Genomic DNA, 17,211 nt, shown 5'->3' with positions numbered 1-17,211 from the left:
ATAATAGGGGAGTGACTGCACCCCGCGCCTGGCTGATCTGGATCATCGGGGTCTTCGCGTATCTCGTGGCTGTCAGCCAGCGGACGTCGTTTGGCGTCGTGGGCCTGGAAGCCACGGAACGTTTCCAGGCCAGTGCGGCCGAAATCTCCTTCTTCACTGTGCTGCAGCTGCTCGTCTACGCTGTCCTGCAGATTCCCGTCGGCATCCTTGTGGACCGCTTCGGTTCGCGGGCCATGATCGCCGGCGGCGCCCTGCTGATGGGGCTGGGACAGCTTCAGCTGGCGTTCGCCGAAAACATCCCCGGCGGTGTGCTGGGCCGCGTGCTGGTGGGAGCCGGGGACGCAATGACCTTCATCTCCGTCATCCGGCTGCTCCCGATCTGGTTCGCCGCCGCCCGGGTTCCGCTGCTCACCCAGCTGACCGGCATGTCCGGCCAGCTGGGCCAGCTCTTCAGTGTGGTCCCGTTCGCCATGATCCTGCACCTCGCCGGCTGGACCCCCGCCTTCCTGACGCTGGCGGGCATGTCGGCCCTGGCCCTGGTGCTCGTGCTGGTCCTGCTCCAGGACCACCCGCCGGGGCACCCCGTGCCGGAACCGTCCAGCGGGCTGCGCGCCACCGGGGTCTCGCTGTCCCACGCCTGGCGCCAGCCGGGAACACGGCTGGGACTCTGGAGCCACTTCACCGTCCAGTTCAGCGGCACCGTTTTCGCGATGACCTGGGGCTACCCGTTCCTGATCTCGGCGCAGGGCCTGGACACCCCCACGGTGTCGGGGCTGATGACGCTGTACGTGGCCGCCGCCATCGCCGCCGGGCCGCTGATGGGCAGCTTCGTTGCGCGGCACCCGCTGCGCCGGTCCACCATGGTGCTCCTGATCTCCGGGGCCACTGCCGTGGCGTGGGCGGCAGTCCTGCTCATCCCGGGACGTTCCCCGCTGTGGCTGCTGGCCGGGCTGGTGGTGGTGCTCGCCATCGGCGGCCCCGGTTCCATGATCGGCTTCGATTTCGCCCGCACCTTCAACCCGGCGCACCGCATCGGCACCGCCACCGGGATCGTCAACGTGGGAGGCTTCATCGCCGCCCTGATGGCCATCTACCTGATCGGACTGGTCCTCGATGTCTTGTATGCCACCGGATTCTCCCGGGGCGAGCTGTACGGGCTCGAGCCGTTCCGGATCGCCCTCAGCGTGCAGTTCCTCCTGCTGGGAGGAGGGGCCGGAGCCATCCTTGTCATCCGGCGGAAAGTGAGGCGGCAGATGGCTGCCCAGGGCGTGGTGGTGCCTCCGCTGCTGGCGGCCCTCGCCGAACAGCGCCGGCTCAGTGCGGAGCGGCGCCGGACGCCCTGACCGCGGGACGCCCTTACGGCGGACGCCCTGACCGCGGGACAGGGCCTTGCCTCGTGACGCGGCGGTGCCTCGGAGCGTTGTCCCGAGGGGGCCACCCTGGTTTGTCCACCCCGGCTATTGATCCTGGTTATCCACATAGGACACGCGGCCACTAACGGGGGTCCGCCGGCCCGGCCAAGCTGGCTTTATGACAGCTCAAGATCACCTGAGAATCACGGGCCCGGAGGACATCCTCGGGTTTATACCGCACTCCCTTGGCTACTGGCCGTCCAGCAGCCTCGTGGCCATGACCATGCAGGGGAAGCGGCTCGGAGCCACCCTGCGGGTGGACCTTCCCGGCGCTGATACGCCCGGGACGTATGGTCCTGCCGGACCGGCAGGTTTCGCGCGTACCGTGGCGTCCTATTTGGAGGCCGACAACGAAGCGGACGGCTCACTGCTGGCCTTCTTCACCGAAACCGACGCGGCGGGCGCGCCGTGGACGAACCTCCTGACGGAGCTCGAACAGGCACTGGACGACGCCGGCCTGCCGGTCCGGGACGCCTGGGTCGTTGGCGCCGACTACTGGCGCAATGCCTACTGCCTCGACCCGTCGTGCTGCGCGCCTCCGGGCCGGCCCGTGGAAGAAATCCGGAACAGCCGCCTCAACGCCGAGATGGTCTTCCGGGGCAGTACCGTCGGCGCGGCCCCGGGTGCCGATCCCCCTATGTCACCGGCGGCGGATCCCGCCGTGTTGAACGCCCAACGGGACTGGGCGGAGCTGTTCTCGGCCCGAGCCCGGGACAGCGTGCAGTTCGGCCAGGTCCTGGACGTGTGGTCGCGGGTGCTGAACGCCGCCGCGCCGCTGCCGAAACTACCGGCAGCGCTCACCGGCTACCTGAGGGCCTCCCTCTGCGTTCTGCCCTGGCGCGACGCCATCTTGGTGATGGCTGCCGCCGGGCCGGAGGCCGCCAAGCGCGGCGCCGAGGAGTTCGGTGTTTTCGACGATGGTGCACCGGGCACGGGGGCATCGAATACTTTCGCCTCGGGCCCCGGGGTATCGAATGCGGGTGCCTCGGGCGCGCGTGCACCGGATGCGGGCGCACGGGACTCCCGTTCCTCCGACGCGGGTGCGGGGGACTCCAACACACCGGGCGCCGGGACGCCCGACGCCGGGCGGGGCGGCTCGCTGCCAGGATCCGGCCCGGCGGCGCGGGCGCCTGTTCCGTTGCCGCCGCTGGACGGATTCCCGCCACGGGAGCCACGCCCCCGGGGTGCCGGGCGCGGAAGCGCCTTTGTGAAGCAACCGCCGCCGGAGGTGGCAGGCTACGGGGAAGTGCTGCTGGGTCTGGCGCCACCGGTGCCCGACTGGACCAGGATGGCAAGCCTGGAGCGGATTCTCGAGCAACTGGGTACGGCCGGCGGCGAGGCAGGAGCCGCCGCACTGACCGGTCGGGGCTGGATTGAATGGTGCCGGGGCAAGGGGTCCTACGCCCATGCGTTGTTCAGCCGCGCGGACCAGGAACACCCGGGCTACCGCCTGGCTGCACTGCTGGACGAGCTGGCAGGCCGCGGGACGCTCTGCGGCTGGGCGGGCAGGAGGGAGACGGCCTGGCAAAGGTTCAAACCGGACGTGGCCTGACGGAAGCCATCGTGCAGTGAGGTACGCCCGGCGTGGTACCCCGGCAGCCGAGGGCGGGCCGCGCCGTCCCGGACCCTGAGGGGTCGCGGCGAACGTGGCAGGATATTGCGCCCCCGCGCCGACGATCGGTGTCGATTCAGAAAATCGTGAGACAATGGTTGCCGAGACCCGGTTGGGTCCGTGTATTAAGTGCTCGTACTAGACCTTGGAAACAGGGAACATTACGGTCGCCCCAGGAGTTCTACTTAGTGGCTCTGCTGGTCGTGATTGCACCTGATGTGAAACACGGACTTGACAGGGTCATAGTGGTGTTGCCCGTATGGTGATTCCACAGACCGCCGCTAGAAAGGTTTTCTGTGACCCCGTCTTCCGCGAAGAAGGAACCCGCCGACCAGGCCGTATTGTCCCCCGAGGAGAAGAAGGCGGCGACGAGCGCCAAGCGCGCTGCCACGCGCGCAGCCAACAAGGCTGTCAAAGACGCTGCCTTGGCCGACGGTGACGGCACCGCGTCGGCAGTCGCCAAGCCTGAACCCAAGAAGCGCGGGCCCAAGCCCGGCGCTAAGGCCGCTGCACAGGCAGCCGGCAAAGCCGCCAACGGTGACGACGACGCCGATGACGACGTCGAGGTTGACCTCGACGACGTTGTGGTCGACGCCGTTGAGATCGGTGAAGACGGCGAGGAGGTCCCGGCCAAGGCCGCCGCCGGCGCCACCGGCACCGGCTTCGTCTACTCAGACGCCGACGACGACGACGCCCCCGTGCAGCAGGTCATGTCCGCCGGCGCCACCGCGGACCCCGTCAAGGACTACCTGAAGCAGATCGGCAAGGTAGCCCTGCTGAACGCCGAGCAGGAAGTCGACCTCGCCCTGCGTATCGAGGCCGGACTCTTTGCCGAGGAAAAGATCGCGGCCGACGACGGGTCCATGGATCCGAAGCTCAAGCGCGAGCTCGAATTCGTCATCCATGACGGCAAGCGTGCCAAGAACCACCTGCTGGAGGCTAACCTCCGCCTCGTCGTCTCGCTGGCCAAGCGTTACACCGGCCGCGGCATGCTCTTCCTGGACCTGATCCAGGAAGGTAACCTGGGCCTGATCCGCGCGGTGGAGAAGTTCGACTACACCAAGGGCTTCAAGTTCTCCACGTACGCCACTTGGTGGATCCGCCAGGCAATCACCCGCGCCATGGCCGACCAGGCCCGCACCATCCGCATCCCGGTGCACATGGTGGAAGTCATCAACAAGCTGGCCCGCGTGCAGCGCCAGATGCTGCAGGACCTCGGCCGCGAGCCCACGCCGGAAGAGCTGGCCCTCGAACTGGACATGACCCCCGAAAAGGTCGTCGAAGTACAGAAGTACGGCCGCGAGCCGATCTCCCTGCACACCCCGTTGGGCGAGGACGGCGACTCGGAATTCGGTGACCTCATCGAGGACTCCGAGGCCGTGGTCCCGGCCGACGCCGTGAGCTTCACCCTGCTGCAGGAACAGCTGCACTCGGTGCTGGACACCCTCTCCGAACGGGAAGCCGGTGTGGTCGCGATGCGATTCGGCCTCACCGACGGACAGCCGAAGACTTTAGACGAAATCGGCAAGGTCTACGGCGTCACGCGTGAGCGCATCCGCCAGATCGAATCCAAGACCATGTCCAAGCTGCGGCACCCGTCGCGGTCCCAGGTCCTCCGGGACTACCTGGACTAGGCACGCACCAAACGACGCGGGGCCACCTCCCGCCCGTCTTCCCCGGAGGAATGGGCCGGAGGTGACCCCGCGTTGCTTGTTTCATAGTTCAGTTAACGCGGAAAGAGCCCCTCCGGAATCGGAAGGGCTCTTTCTCATGTGGTCTTAGCGACCGGACTCTAGTCGACCGGGACCGGCGGCTTCTCGTGAAGACGAGCCGTCTCGTCGTGCCAGTCGGAGCTCAGCGGCCGGAGCGTCGGTTCTACGGCGCGGGCGTGGTGGCCGCAGAAAAGAAGCTCACCTCCGGAGGCGCCGAGAACAACCCGGACATACGCCTGTGCTCCGCAACGATCGCACCGGTCGACGGTGGTGAGTGTGCGGTCCGCAACTGCTGTTGTCATGTTCGGCCTCCTTGGTAGATCGGTATACCTATATAACCAGCATTCGCAGCGAAACCATGGCTGGGATGGCCCACTTTCGCTGTACGCGTATCACGTCTCGGTAACGGGTTCCGGCGCGTAGAGCCGCCGGGGAGTGGCAGCACGCCGCACGCCGGCAGTCCGACTACCCTAGGAAGAGCGCCAAACAGCATTGCCCGTCCAGTAGCGACGGCCCCGTTCCTGAAGGAGTTTCCGCCCCGTGGCACCAAGTTCTGATTACACCGCCCGGCATCTCTCCGTGCTGGAAGGCCTCGAAGCCGTCCGTAAGCGCCCGGGCATGTACATCGGTTCCACCGACTCCCGCGGACTCATGCACTGCCTCTGGGAAATCATCGACAACTCCGTGGACGAGGCCCTCGCCGGTTTCGGCCATGACATCAAAATCATCCTGCACGCGGACAACTCGGTGGAGATCCACGACGACGGCCGCGGCGTCCCGGTGGACATCGAACCGAAAACCGGGCTGAGCGGCGTCGAGGTCGTCTTCACCAAACTCCACGCCGGCGGCAAATTCGGCGGGGGCTCCTATACCGCCTCGGGCGGCCTGCACGGCGTCGGCGCCTCCGTCGTGAACGCGCTGTCAGCCCGTCTCGACGTCGAAGTCGACCGCGGCGGCAAGACCTACCGGATGTGCTTCCGCCGCGGCGAGCCCGGCCGCTTCAAGGACACCGGCAGCCGGCCGGACCCGGCGTCGGTCTTCTCGCCCTTCATCGACGGCTCCGTCCTGGATGTCGTGGGCAAGGCCAAGCGCGGCGTCACCGGCACCCGGATCCGCTACTGGGCCGACCGGCAGATCTTCACCCCGGACGCCAAGTTCTCCTACGACGAGCTCGCCGCCCGCGCCCGGCAGACCTCATTCCTGGTCCCGGGCCTGAAACTCACCGTCCGGGACGAGCGCAAGCTCCCCGGCACCCCGGGCGAGTCCGGCCCGCACGAGGAAGTGTTCCACCACGACGGCGGCATCTCCGAGTTTGTCGAGTTTCTCGCCGCCGACCCCGCCGTCACGGACATCTGGCGGCTTCACGGCGCCGGCAAGTTCAAGGAAACCGTGCCGGTCCTGGACGACAAGGGCCACAGCCACCTGACCGAAGTCGAGCGGGACTGCGAGGTGGACGTCGCCCTCCGCTGGGGCATCGGCTACGACAGCACCGTGCGCACCTTCGTCAACATCATCTCCACACCCAAGGGCGGAACCCACCAGTCCGGCTTTGAACAGGCGCTCCTGAAGACCTTCCGCAAAGCGGTCGAAACCAACGCCCGCAAGCTCAAGGCCGGCAACGACAAGATCGAAAAGGACGACATCTTCGCCGGGCTCACCGCAGTCCTGACGGTCAGGCTCGCCGAGCCGCAGTTCGAGGGCCAGACCAAGGAAATCCTGGGCACCTCCGCCGTGCGGGCCATCGTGGCCAAGGTGGTGGAACAGGAGATCAACGCCAAGCTGACCTCATCCAACCGCAACGACAAAGCCCAGTCGGCGCTGCTGCTGGAAAAGGTCGTCAGCGAGATGAAGTCGCGCATCTCCGCCCGGGTCCACAAGGAAACCCAGCGCCGCAAGAACGCCCTCGAGACCTCCTCGATGCCCACCAAGCTCGCGGACTGCCGCACGGACGACGTCGCGCGCTCCGAGCTGTTCATCGTCGAAGGTGACTCCGCGCTCGGCACGGCCAAGCTGGCGCGGTCCTCCGACTTCCAGGCACTGCTGCCCATCCGCGGCAAGATCCTCAACGTCCAGAAGGCGTCGGTAGGCGACATGCTCTCCAACGCCGAATGCGCTGCCCTCATCCAGGTGGTCGGGGCAGGGTCCGGCCGGAGCTTCGACATCAGCGCGGCCCGGTACGGAAAGGTCATCCTGATGACCGACGCCGACGTCGACGGCGCCCACATCCGCACGCTCCTGCTGACGCTGTTTTTCCGCTACATGCGGCCCATGATCGAGGAGGGACGCGTTTTCGCCGCGGTCCCGCCGCTGCACCGGGTGGAGGTCATCAACGCCGGCCAGAAGGCCAACGAGATGATCTACACCTATTCGGAAGCGGAACTCCATGTGCTGCTGGCGCGGCTCGCCAAGGAGGGCAAGCGGTACAAGGAACCGATCCAGCGCTACAAGGGCCTGGGCGAGATGGACGCGGAGCAGCTGGCCGAGACCACCATGGACCCGCGGCACCGCACCCTGCGCAAGGTCGGCATCGACAACGCCAAGCAGGCCGAGGAGACTTTTGACCTGCTGATGGGCTCGGATGTCGCGCCCCGCAAGGACTTCATCATCGCCGGGGCGGCGAGTCTGGACCGGGAACGCATCGACGCCTGACACCGTGCCGGGGCCGACAAATGGGCGCATTTTCCGGACCTGTTCGGATCGGCGCCAGTGCCGAAATACCCTCTAACCGGGTATGCCTCCATCCGATAGTGTCGTCTCACGGCTCCGGGCAACGACGCCCGGGGCCGGATTCCGCAGCAATCCAGGAGACCCCTATGAGGCAAACTCGGAATATCCAGCGCGCGGCCATCGCCGCCACGATCGGACTGGCGGTCAGCTTCGCGCCGCCGGCCATTGCAGCAACCGGAACCAGCTCGGGCGCCCTGCGCTCCGCGGTTTCCGCAGAAAATATCATGAACCACCTCGAAGCCCTGCAGGAGATCGCGGATGCCAATGGCGGCAACCGCGCGGCCGACAGTCCGGGCTACGCGGCCTCGCTCGACTACATTTACGACACCCTCCACGCCGCGGGCTACAAACCTGTCCGCCAACCCTTCAGCTACGACCGCTACGACTTTACGTCGGCGTCACTGGAGCGCGTCTCACCGAACCCGGAGACGTACACCCATGGAACCGACTTCCTGGACATGTCCTACTCGGGCGCGGGCGACGTCACGGCCGACCTGACCGCCGTCGACCTCAACCTGGCCGGCGATCGAGCCTCCACCAGCGGCTGCGAAGCGGGCGACTTCGCCAATTTCCCGGCGGGAAACATCGCCCTCATCCAGCGCGGCACCTGCACCTTCCGGATCAAGGCGGACAACGCCGCCGCGGCCGGGGCCTCCGGCGTCATCATCTTCAACCAGGGCAACGTCGTCCCGGGGGATGACAGACTCAGTCTGTTCGGCGGCACACTGGACCTGCCGCAGGCAGCAATCCCCGTCGTGAGCACCAGCTACGCCACGGGAGTCGAACTCGCCGGGCTCAGCGGCGTTGAGATGCGCCTCGCGGTCGATGCCGGGGTGAGCCGGATCGACTCCTTCAACATCCTGGCTGACACCGGCGGGCGTGCCGACCGCACCGTCGTGGTGGGCGCGCACCTGGACTCCGTGTCCGAAGGCCCCGGCATCAACGACAACGGCTCAGGATCGGCCGCGATCCTGGAGACCGCCATTCAGCTGGCCGAATTGGATGCCAAGCCGACCAACCGGATCCGCTTCGCGTTCTGGGGCGGGGAAGAGGACGGGCTGATCGGTTCGGAGTATTACGTCTCCCAGCTGACGGCCCGCCAGCTCAAGGACCATGCCGTCAACCTCAACTTCGACATGGTCGGCTCGCCCAACTTCGTCCGCTACGTCTACGACGGCGACGGCTCGGCGTTCGGCGAGAAGGGTCCCAACGGCTCGGCTTTGGTGGAGAAGGTCTTCCTGGACTACTTCAAGTCCCAGAATCTGCCGGTTGCCCCCACGGCCTTCGACGGACGGTCCGACTACTTCGGGTTCATCACCAACGGCATCCCTGCCGGCGGTTTGTTCACCGGTGCGGAGGACCTGAAGACCGCGGCGGAGGCGGCCATTTTTGGCGGCGAAGCGGGTGCCCCGCTGGACCCGTGCTACCACGCGGCCTGCGACGACATCGAGAACATCGACCTCGGAGTGCTTGAGGAAATGGCGGACGCGGTCGCCCACTCCACCCTCACCTTTGGAATGACCACCTCGGCGGTCAACGGCACCGCAAAGGGCAGCGGAACCGGCAACGTGGACCTCGAATACAAGGCCAACAAGCTGCTTAAGTAGCCGCCGCGCCGCAACAGTGCAATGGGTGCCGGGCCGCTCCGCCCTCGGGCGGGGCGGCCCGGCTCCTGCGCGCTTAGGCTCCGAAGGTGGTCGCCGCAGGTGTCAGCCGAGTAAGCCTGGAACGATCAGCAGGGCCGTTGGAACGGCCAGCAGCAGCAGGCAGGCAGCCAGCACGGCGACGCGCACGGGTTCCGGCAGCGGTGGCTGCGGGGAGAGCAGGCGGCTGACGCGGGACGCCGTCGTCCGCGCCGAACCCGCGCCGCCGGTGGCACCGGGCTGGCCGGGCTCGACGTCGGACAGTTCCGGTCCGCCGAACGCCATCCGGGCATCCGGGGCACCGGGGGAGCCGCTGGCCACAATCGCGATCGCCTTGATCAGGGTGGCCTTGCTCTCGGTCTTCAGCGCGACGTCGTCGGCGAGCATCTCGATCAGCGAGCTGACGGCTTCCTGGGCCAGGCGTGTGGTGGGCAGCCACGGCAGCGCCTGGCGCCACGCCGCAAAGGCCCAGAGCAGCAGATGGTGGCGCTGGTCCAGGTGGGCGTTTTCATGGTTCAGGACCGCACGGAGTTCGGCGGGTTCCAGGGCCGCCATCAGCCCGTCGGAGAGCACCGTGACCGAACGGGCACCACCCGGCAGGCAGTACGCGACGGGGGAGTCGACGTTGATCACCATGGTCCGCGGGCCGTCAGCGGACGGGGATGCGAGCAGTGCCAGCAGCTCGCGGTGCCGCCTCCGCTGGCGCTGGATCTTGTAGTACGTCAGCAGCAGGGTGAACACCAAGTGGGCTGTCAGGAGTGCAGCGGCCGAGAGGGCGAAGATGTGCCAGAAGCCCAGCGCCGTGGTGGGCGCATTATTGAAGACCATCCCGGCCAGGGCCCTGAGGCCGGCCAACAGGTTATCCCCGACCGGTTCCAGCCCGTACACCAGCATGGCGCCGATCATGGACAGCCCGCCGGCGAGGGCGATCGCCTGCCAGAGCAACATGGCCGTGAACGGCGAACGCGCAGGCCACTGGGCGCGGGAAAGGAGGATAGGCACCGGCCATGCCAGCACTATCGCCAGGACCGCCAGAAACCATGAGGTCCAGAACATCGGGCGCTAGCTGAGTCCCAGCAGTTTGCGCAGCGTTTCTGCCTCGGTGTCGGTGACGGAACCAATAAAGCGGGCCAGCACGGCCTCGCGGTCCGGGGCGGACCCCAGGACCTCGTGCATCAGCTCGGCGGTGTGGTCTTCACGGCTGGAGACGGCCTGGTAGCGGTGCGGGCGGGTGCCGCGCTCACGCTCCACGAGGCCCTTGCGCTCCAGGCGCGAGAGTACGGTCAGTACTGTCGTGACAGCGAGATCCTTGCCCACATGCCCGGCGGTGCCGTTTTCCGCACGCGTACTCTGGGCGAGCAGATCACGCAGTGTGTTCGCCGTGGCAGCCTCATGGCCTGCCCAGAGCAGATCCATCACTGCCCGTTCCAGTTCACCGAGACTTGCCATTCCGTACGTCCTTCGTGAGTGCCGCTCCGGCGAATCGACTCTGCCGGGGCGGTAAGTGAATACTTCAGTCTTAAATTTACCGTGTTTTGCGAATAGTTTCTACATGAAGTAGAACTGCGCGGCCCGGGCGTGTCGCGCACCGGGGCCGCGGCCGGGCCGCAGCCCGACTACGCCCCGGGGCGTAGAGGTTGGAGGGCGCCAGCAGGTGAGGTGTCGTGGCCGGCGGCGCCTCCATTGCGGGCTGGAGCGCCCCGTGGGACTCTGGGGTGCAGGGAACCTTCAAAGTGTTCTACACTCGGTAGAAGAATCTTTCTACGGGACGTAGAAGTTGCTCGCCTAGCAAAGTAGGGACTGCCTTGGACGCCTTGGAAATCGCACGCTGGCAATTCGGAATCACCACCGTCTACCACTTCATGATGGTGCCGCTCACGATTGGCCTTGGCCTCGTGGTCGCCGTGATCCAGACGATGTGGCACCGCACCGGCAAGCCGGAATACCTCCGGATGACCAAGTTCTGGGGCAAGCTCTTCCTGATCAACTTCATCATGGGCGTCGCCACCGGCATTGTGCAGGAGTTCCAGTTCGGCATGGCCTGGAGCGAGTACAGCCGCTTCGTGGGCGACGTGTTCGGGGCGCCGCTGGCCATGGAAGCGCTGCTCGCCTTCTTCGTGGAGTCGACGTTCCTCGGCCTCTGGATCTTCGGCTGGAAGCAGCTCAAACCGGCCGTCCACCTTGCCTGCCTCTGGATCGCCGTGATCGGATCGGTCTTCTCCGCCTACTTCATCATTGTGGCGAACAGCTGGATGCAGCACCCGGTCGGAGTAGAGATGATCGACGGCCGTCCGGTGATGACCGACGCCTGGGCGGTCTTCACCAACAACACCGCCCTCGTCGCCGTTCCGCACACCATCTTCGGTGCCCTCGCCGTCGCCGGGGCGTTCCTGCTGGGCATCGCCTGGTACCACCTGTGGCGCCGCCGCCACGACGGCATCGACACGATCGGCGAGGACGGCAAGGTGGTCCCCGGGGAGTCCGCCATACCCGGTCGGGACCGCGCCGACCACGCCGTCTGGATCCGGTCCCTGCGGATCGGCGCCGTCGTCGCCATGATCTCCTTCGCCGGAACCGCCATCACGGGGGACCTGCAGGGCAAACTCATGTTCGAACAGCAGCCCATGAAGATGGCGGCCGCCGAAGCGGCCTGCCACGACGGCACCGGCTTCTCCATCCTGAGCATCGGCAACGTCGGCTCCAAGAACTGCGATGACATCGTGGCGCTCATCGAGGTGCCCGGGATCCTGTCCTTCCTCGCCAAGGGCGATTTCACCACCGAGGTCCAAGGCGTCAACAGCCTGATCGACCAGTACAAGGCCGACTACGGCACGCACCTGCCGGACAACCCCATCTACGGGGAACGGGCGGGGCAGCAGATCCAGTACGTCCCGGTCATGGAGGTCACCTACTGGGGCTTCCGGATGATGATCGGCTTCGGCGGACTGGCGGCGTTGGCCGCTTTGATTGCCCTCTGGGTCACCCGCAACGGGACTGTCCCCGCCTCCCGCGGCCTCATGCGGCTGGCCGTCTTCGGGATCCTGGCGCCGTTCGGGGCCAACGCCGCGGGGTGGATCTTCACCGAGATGGGCCGGCAGCCGTTCGTCGTCGCCCCCAACCCGGACCCCAGCGGAATCGACCAGGTCTTTATGTTCACCGCCGCGGCCGTCTCACCCGGCGTCTCGGCCGGCGAACTGCTGACCTCCCTCGTGGTGCTCACCGCCGTGTACGCGGTGCTTCTCGTGGTCGAGGTCAGGCTGCTGGTCAAGTACATCCGCGGCGGGGTGGTCGCCGCCATGCCGGAACTCGCGCACGTCCCCGTGGACGAGAACGAGGACGCCACTCCCAAGGGCGGTGGTCCCGGCAAGCCCGGGGACGACGTCCTGGCCTTCGCCTACTAAGCCTTCGCCCGCACAAGAAACGCAGAGGATACTCAGCATGGAACTGCTTCCCACCATCTGGTTCATCGCCATCGCGGTGTTGTGGACGGGCTACCTCTTCCTCGAGGGCTTTGACCTCGGCGTCGGGATGCTGATGAAAGGCTTCGCCCGGAACAACACCGAACGCCGCGTCCTTCTCAATACGATCGGCCCGGTCTGGGACGGCAACGAGGTCTGGCTCCTGACCGCAGGCGGTGCCACCTTCGCGGCCTTCCCGCTCTGGTACGCCTCCCTGTTCTCCGCCCTCTACCTGCCACTGCTGCTGGTCCTCGTGGCACTGATCTTCCGGGCCGTGGCCTTCGAGTACCGCGGCAAAGTGGACAACCCTCGGTGGCGGGCTCGCTGGGACTGGGCCATCTCGCTCGGCTCCCTCGTGGCGGCCTTCGGTGTGGGAGCCGCACTGGGGCTGACCACCACCGGACTCCCCATCAACGCGAACGGTGACCGCGAAGGCGGCCCCTTTGCCTGGTTCAGCGCCTACGCCGTGCTTGGGGGCCTCGCCGTCGTCGGATTCTCGCTGCTGCACGGCCTCGCGTTCCTGGCCCTGAAGACCGACGGCGACGTCCGGCACCGCGCACGCCGGTGGTTCGTCCGGCTCCTGCCCGTCCTGCTGCTGCCAATGGCGGGCTGGGCGGTCAGCCTGCAGCTGATCAGCGGCGAAGTGTGGACCGTGGTGGCCGTCGTCGCCGCCGTCGTGGCCGCCGTCGTGGCCTGGAACTTCGCCCGCACGGGCGCCGAAGGCCGCGCGTTCCTGTCCCTGGGGACCTTCCTGCTGCTCGGCAGCGCCTCGATCTTCGGCGCCGCGTTCCCCGTCGTGCTGCCGTCCACCCTGAACCCGGACTTCCACCTGACCATCTCCAACGCCTCCTCCTCGGACTACACGCTGGGACTGATGAGCATCGTCGCCTGCATCGGGCTGCCGCTGGTCCTCGCGTACCAGGCCTGGACGTACTGGGTGTTCCGGCGCCGGGTGAGCCACGCTCACATCCCCGAGGCCCACAACTTCCTCCCCGCCATCGCCGCCAAGGCACTGGCACCCAAGGACTAGCACCCGATGAGACCGCAGTTCCCCTCCGGCCCCGCGAACCGCATCGCCCTCTACCTGCTGGGCCTCCTCGCGGCGCTGAAGGCCCTGTCCCTCGTGCTGATGGCGCAGGCCGTCGCGTCCATGCTTGCCGGGCTGATGGCCGGCGACCCCGCCTGGGGTGCACAGCTGTACTGGGGCGTTTCGGGGGTGGTGCTCCGGTCCCTGACGGTCTGGGCGCAGGCCGTGGCTTCGCGCCGGGCCGCGCTGGGGGTAAAGGAGGAGCTGCGCTCCCGGTTGCTCGAGCGGGCATTGCGCAACGGCACCCGGTCAGCGGGCCCCTCCGATGGCGGCCTCGCCATTCTCGCGACCCGGGGGCTGGACGCCCTGGACAACTACTACACCCAGTTCCTGCCCGCCTTGGTGAACTGTGCAGCCATCCCGCTGCTGCTGGGCGCCCGCATCCTGTATGCCGACTGGATCAGCGCTGCTGTCATTGTGCTGACCGTGCCGCTGGTGCCGCTCTTCATGGTGCTGATCGGCCGCTACACAGAAGACCGCGTCCGGGAAGCCCAGTCGGCCCTGTCCCGGCTGTCCGGCCACATGCTGGAGCTTGCCAAGGGCCTGCCCGTCCTCGTCGGACTGGGCCGGGCCACCGCCCAGCGCAAAGCCCTCGAGGACCTCTCCGAGGAATACCGCCACCGGACCATGGGGACCCTGCGGACCGCGTTCCTCTCCGCCCTTGCGCTCGAACTCATCGCCACCATCTCCGTCGCGGTCGTCGCGGTCTTCATCGGTGTCCGCCTGGTCCACGGCGACATGGCACTGGAAGCGGGACTGCTGGCCCTGATCCTCGCCCCCGACTGCTACCTTCCGCTCCGGGAGCTCGGCACCGCCCACCACGCCAGCGACGAAGGCCGTGCGGCGCTCGCCGAAACCACCGCCGTCCTCGAGGCACCCGAGGCCGCGCCCTTGGTGCCCGCTGCTGCCTCCGCTGCGGCTGTTGTCGGGGCAGCATCCGGATCCCGGGAGCCCGCGGCCCCGCCCACCCTCAGCGTGGCCGGGCTGACCGTCCGCTACGGCGGCAGGACGGACGCCGCCGTCGGGCCCCTGAGCTTCACCGCCGCACCCGGCCGGATCACCGCCCTCGACGGCCCCAGCGGCGCCGGCAAGAGCACGGTCCTGGGGGTCCTGGCCGGCACCATCGGAACCGGCGGCGGCCCTGACCAAAAGACCACTGTCACCGGACGGATCGCAGGATTCACGACGGCGGACCTTGCCTGGGTGCCGCAGCACCCCGTGATGGCTGCGCCCACCGTGCTGGACGAGGTCCGGCTGTATCTGGGAGTTGCCGGGGGGCGGGCCGACGGCGCCGGCGATCCGGGGCTCGCCGCGGACGCCGACGCTATTGCCCTGGGCTGCCTGGCAGCCTGCGCCGCGGAGCATCTCGCCGCCAAGCATCCCGCAGAGCTCAGCCCGGGGGAGCTGCGCCGGGTGGCGCTGGCCCGCGGTCTCGCCCGGATCGAGGCGGGAGCCCGTGTGTTGCTGCTCGATGAACCCACCGCCCACCTGGACCGGGAATCCGCCACCGCCGTCAGCGGCGCCATCGCCGCGCTCCGCGGAAGGGTCACCGTCCTGCTGGTGGCCCACGACCGGCAGACCCGGGAACTCGCCGACGTCGTCGTGGCAGTGGCACCCGGCGTCGCGGGCACGGCCACCGCCGCCGCTGTCCAAGATGCCGACGCCGCAACCGCCACACTCACGGGTGCCGCCGCCGGGACGGCTGCCCTTGCCGCACTCCCGTCCGAAGCCGACCCGTCCGCATCCGGGATGCACGACCTCCTGCCGTCAGACACCCCGGGCCCAGGCGTGCCGCAAGCCGGCGCGATCCAGGCCGGCGCGACTCAGCCCGGCGTGCCGCAAAACGCGGACACACCACTCTCACCAGGCGGTTCTACGGCAGCCCGGCTCCGCCGCCTGCTGGCACCGGTCGCAGCCAAATTCGCCGCGGCCGGCGCCGTCGGCACCCTGGCGGCCCTCTTCGCCGTCGCCCTCGCCGGACTGTCCGGCTGGCTCATCATCCGTGCCAGCGAGCAGCCGCCCATCCTGTACCTGCTTACAGCAATCGTCGGCGTGCGGTTCTTCGGCATTGGCCGGGCAGTCCTGCGCTACCTCGAGCGTCTCCTGCTGCACGACGCCGTCTTCGCCGCCCTGACCCGGCTCCGCGGCAGGCTCTGGGAATCACTGAGCCGCCGCGCCCTCTCGCTGCGCCGGCTGCTGCAGGGCGGCAACGTCCTGGGCACCGTCGTGGACGACGTCGACACGGTCCGCGAGCTGCTGCCCCGCGTGGTCCTGCCGCCGCTGACCGCCGTCGCCGTCGCGGCAGCTGCCGTCGCCAGCGTCGCGTGGCTCCTGCCGGCCGCGCTCCCCGCCGTCATCGCGGCCGCCCTGGTGAGTCTCGTGGCGGCCCCCGCCCTGGCGCTGGCCGCGGACAGGATGTCCGCCGGTACCGAGCAGCGGCTCCGTTCCGGAGTGCTCCGCCAGGTGGCGGCGGCCCTCGACGCCCGCGCCGAACTCCACGCCAACAGCGTGGCCGGCCCGGTGCTCGACGCCATCACCCGCGCCGACCGTTCTGCGACCGCCGCGTCCCAACGCTCGGCATGGGCCGAAGGACTCGGCCAGGGACTGACCGTACTGGCTTGCGGGACGGCCGCCCTGGCCAGCGCCGTGCTGGCCGCTCCGCTGGCTCTTAGCGGAGCCGTGGAAGCGTCGACCGTCGCGGTGGTCGTACTCTTGCAGCTGGCGCTCGTGGAACCCTACGCGGCCATCACGACGGCGGTCCGCCAGTACCCGGCGCTGCGTGCCGTGCTGGCACGCATCGGCGAAGCCGGCGTCCTGGACAGCGCCGATGCCGACGCGTCCGGCGGGCTGGTTCCCGTTGTCGGCCGGCCCGGCGGCAAGCCCGGGATCGAGCTCCGGGACCTGGCCGCGGCGTGGCCGGGCGGGCCGATGGTCTTCACCGGCCTCGACGCCACGGCCGACCCCGGGCGCTGGCTTGCCGTCACCGGTGGGTCGGGGTCCGGAAAGTCCACCCTGCTCGCCGTCGTCCTGGGCTTCCTCCCGGCAGCCAACGGCCAGATCCTGCTCAGCGGGCGGGCGGCCTGGTGCCCCCAGGAGGCGCACCTCTTTGACTCGACCATCCGCGGCAACCTGCTGCTGGGGCTCCCGGAGGGCGACCGCGGGGGAGAGCCGGAGCAGCGGTTGCAGGACGCCCTGGCGGCGGTGGGCCTCGGGCCGCTGGTCGGGCGCCTGGAGCATGGCCTGGACACACGGATCGGACCAGGAGGGGACTTCCTCAGCGGCGGCGAGCGGCAGCGCCTCGCAGTGGCCCGCACCCTCCTGACCGGAGCGGACGTGATCCTGCTGGACGAACCCACGGCCCACCTGGACGCGGAGTCCGGCCGGGAGATGCTGGCTGAGCTCCGGCACGGCCTGCGGGACCGCACCGTGGTGCTCGTGACGCACAACCCGGAGGACATCTCCCCGGACGACAGCCGCCTCGACCTCGACCGCCCGGCGGCCGGGCACACAGCACCCTCGCCGGAGGCAACGCCCTTGCTGGCGCGGGGGTAGGCCGGACG

Annotated in this window: 11 protein-coding genes; 8 read left to right on the top strand and 3 right to left on the bottom strand. The window is 68.4% G+C overall.

Annotation, left to right across the window (positions count from 1 at the left end; translation table 11 throughout):
* Nucleotides 1-11 precede the first annotated feature (11 nt).
* The 3 genes from AC6EUH_RS15960 to AC6EUH_RS15950 all read left to right on the top strand — a co-directional run bounded on the left by AC6EUH_RS15960 (nt 12) and on the right by AC6EUH_RS15950 (nt 4,658).
* Nucleotides 12-1,343, top strand: a complete 1,332-nt coding sequence (locus AC6EUH_RS15960; RefSeq protein WP_499739250.1) for an MFS transporter — start codon at nt 12-14, stop codon at nt 1,341-1,343.
* Between the two features lie 187 nt (nt 1,344-1,530).
* The gene (locus tag AC6EUH_RS15955) at nt 1,531-2,964 is read left to right on the top strand and encodes a DUF4192 family protein (protein WP_499739249.1); all 1,434 of its coding nucleotides are present in this window, start codon (nt 1,531-1,533) and stop codon (nt 2,962-2,964) included.
* A gap of 356 nt (nt 2,965-3,320) precedes the next feature.
* Nucleotides 3,321-4,658 (top strand): RNA polymerase sigma factor, encoded by a 1,338-nt coding sequence (locus AC6EUH_RS15950; protein WP_056431356.1) that lies wholly within the window; start codon nt 3,321-3,323, stop codon nt 4,656-4,658.
* A 158-nt stretch (nt 4,659-4,816) separates the two neighbouring features.
* On the opposite strand, the gene AC6EUH_RS15945 is transcribed toward AC6EUH_RS15950, so the two are convergent.
* Nucleotides 4,817-5,038, bottom strand: a complete 222-nt coding sequence (locus AC6EUH_RS15945) for a DUF7455 domain-containing protein (protein ID WP_082492737.1) — start codon at nt 5,036-5,038, stop codon at nt 4,817-4,819.
* 238 nt (nt 5,039-5,276) lie between these two features.
* Here AC6EUH_RS15945 and AC6EUH_RS15940 point away from each other — a divergent pair, with 238 nt between their 5' ends.
* On the top strand, nt 5,277-7,385 hold the full coding sequence (locus tag AC6EUH_RS15940) for a DNA gyrase/topoisomerase IV subunit B (RefSeq protein ID WP_499739248.1): 2,109 nt from the start codon (nt 5,277-5,279) through the stop codon (nt 7,383-7,385).
* Between the two features lie 164 nt (nt 7,386-7,549).
* Nucleotides 7,550-9,070, top strand: coding sequence for a M20/M25/M40 family metallo-hydrolase (locus tag AC6EUH_RS15935; protein WP_499739247.1), 1,521 nt, complete (start codon nt 7,550-7,552; stop codon nt 9,068-9,070).
* A 102-nt stretch (nt 9,071-9,172) separates the two neighbouring features.
* Here the strand turns inward: AC6EUH_RS15935 and AC6EUH_RS15930 are convergent, their stop codons facing one another.
* Both AC6EUH_RS15930 and AC6EUH_RS15925 read right to left on the bottom strand, forming a co-directional pair.
* Nucleotides 9,173-10,162, bottom strand: coding sequence for a M56 family metallopeptidase (locus AC6EUH_RS15930; RefSeq protein WP_056431363.1), 990 nt, complete (start codon nt 10,160-10,162; stop codon nt 9,173-9,175).
* 6 nt (nt 10,163-10,168) lie between these two features.
* Entirely contained in the window at nt 10,169-10,555 is a 387-nt protein-coding gene (locus AC6EUH_RS15925) for a BlaI/MecI/CopY family transcriptional regulator (RefSeq protein WP_056431365.1), read from the bottom strand.
* Nucleotides 10,556-10,911: 356 nt separating this feature from the next.
* Between AC6EUH_RS15925 and AC6EUH_RS15920 the strand changes: the two genes are divergently transcribed.
* From AC6EUH_RS15920 to cydD, 3 genes are read left to right on the top strand one after another with little or no spacing between them, the layout of a single operon-like run.
* The gene (locus AC6EUH_RS15920) at nt 10,912-12,507 is read left to right on the top strand and encodes a cytochrome ubiquinol oxidase subunit I (protein ID WP_499739246.1); all 1,596 of its coding nucleotides are present in this window, start codon (nt 10,912-10,914) and stop codon (nt 12,505-12,507) included.
* Nucleotides 12,508-12,544: 37 nt separating this feature from the next.
* The gene (gene cydB / locus AC6EUH_RS15915; RefSeq protein ID WP_056431371.1) at nt 12,545-13,594 is read left to right on the top strand and encodes a cytochrome d ubiquinol oxidase subunit II; all 1,050 of its coding nucleotides are present in this window, start codon (nt 12,545-12,547) and stop codon (nt 13,592-13,594) included.
* A gap of 6 nt (nt 13,595-13,600) precedes the next feature.
* Nucleotides 13,601-17,203, top strand: coding sequence for a thiol reductant ABC exporter subunit CydD (cydD, locus tag AC6EUH_RS15910; protein ID WP_499739245.1), 3,603 nt, complete (start codon nt 13,601-13,603; stop codon nt 17,201-17,203).
* Nucleotides 17,204-17,211 lie beyond the last annotated feature (8 nt).

The sequence above is a fragment of the Arthrobacter sp. 001422645 genome, assembly GCF_059816125.1.
This window is presented reverse-complemented; position numbering and strand designations above follow the sequence as displayed.

Bases quoted from the DNA above. Each gene is read 5' to 3' on its own strand.
- AC6EUH_RS15955 (WP_499739249.1), top strand. From the start codon at position 1,531: ATGACAGCTCAAGATCACCTGAGAATCACGGGCCCGGAGGACATCCTC.
- AC6EUH_RS15925 (WP_056431365.1), bottom strand. From the start codon at position 10,555: ATGGCAAGTCTCGGTGAACTGGAACGGGCAGTGATGGATCTGCTCTGG.
- cydD (WP_499739245.1), top strand. From the start codon at position 13,601: ATGAGACCGCAGTTCCCCTCCGGCCCCGCGAACCGCATCGCCCTCTAC.
- AC6EUH_RS15930 (WP_056431363.1), bottom strand. From the start codon at position 10,162: ATGTTCTGGACCTCATGGTTTCTGGCGGTCCTGGCGATAGTGCTGGCA.
- AC6EUH_RS15935 (WP_499739247.1), top strand. From the start codon at position 7,550: ATGAGGCAAACTCGGAATATCCAGCGCGCGGCCATCGCCGCCACGATC.
- AC6EUH_RS15945 (WP_082492737.1), bottom strand. From the start codon at position 5,038: ATGACAACAGCAGTTGCGGACCGCACACTCACCACCGTCGACCGGTGC.
- cydB (WP_056431371.1), top strand. From the start codon at position 12,545: ATGGAACTGCTTCCCACCATCTGGTTCATCGCCATCGCGGTGTTGTGG.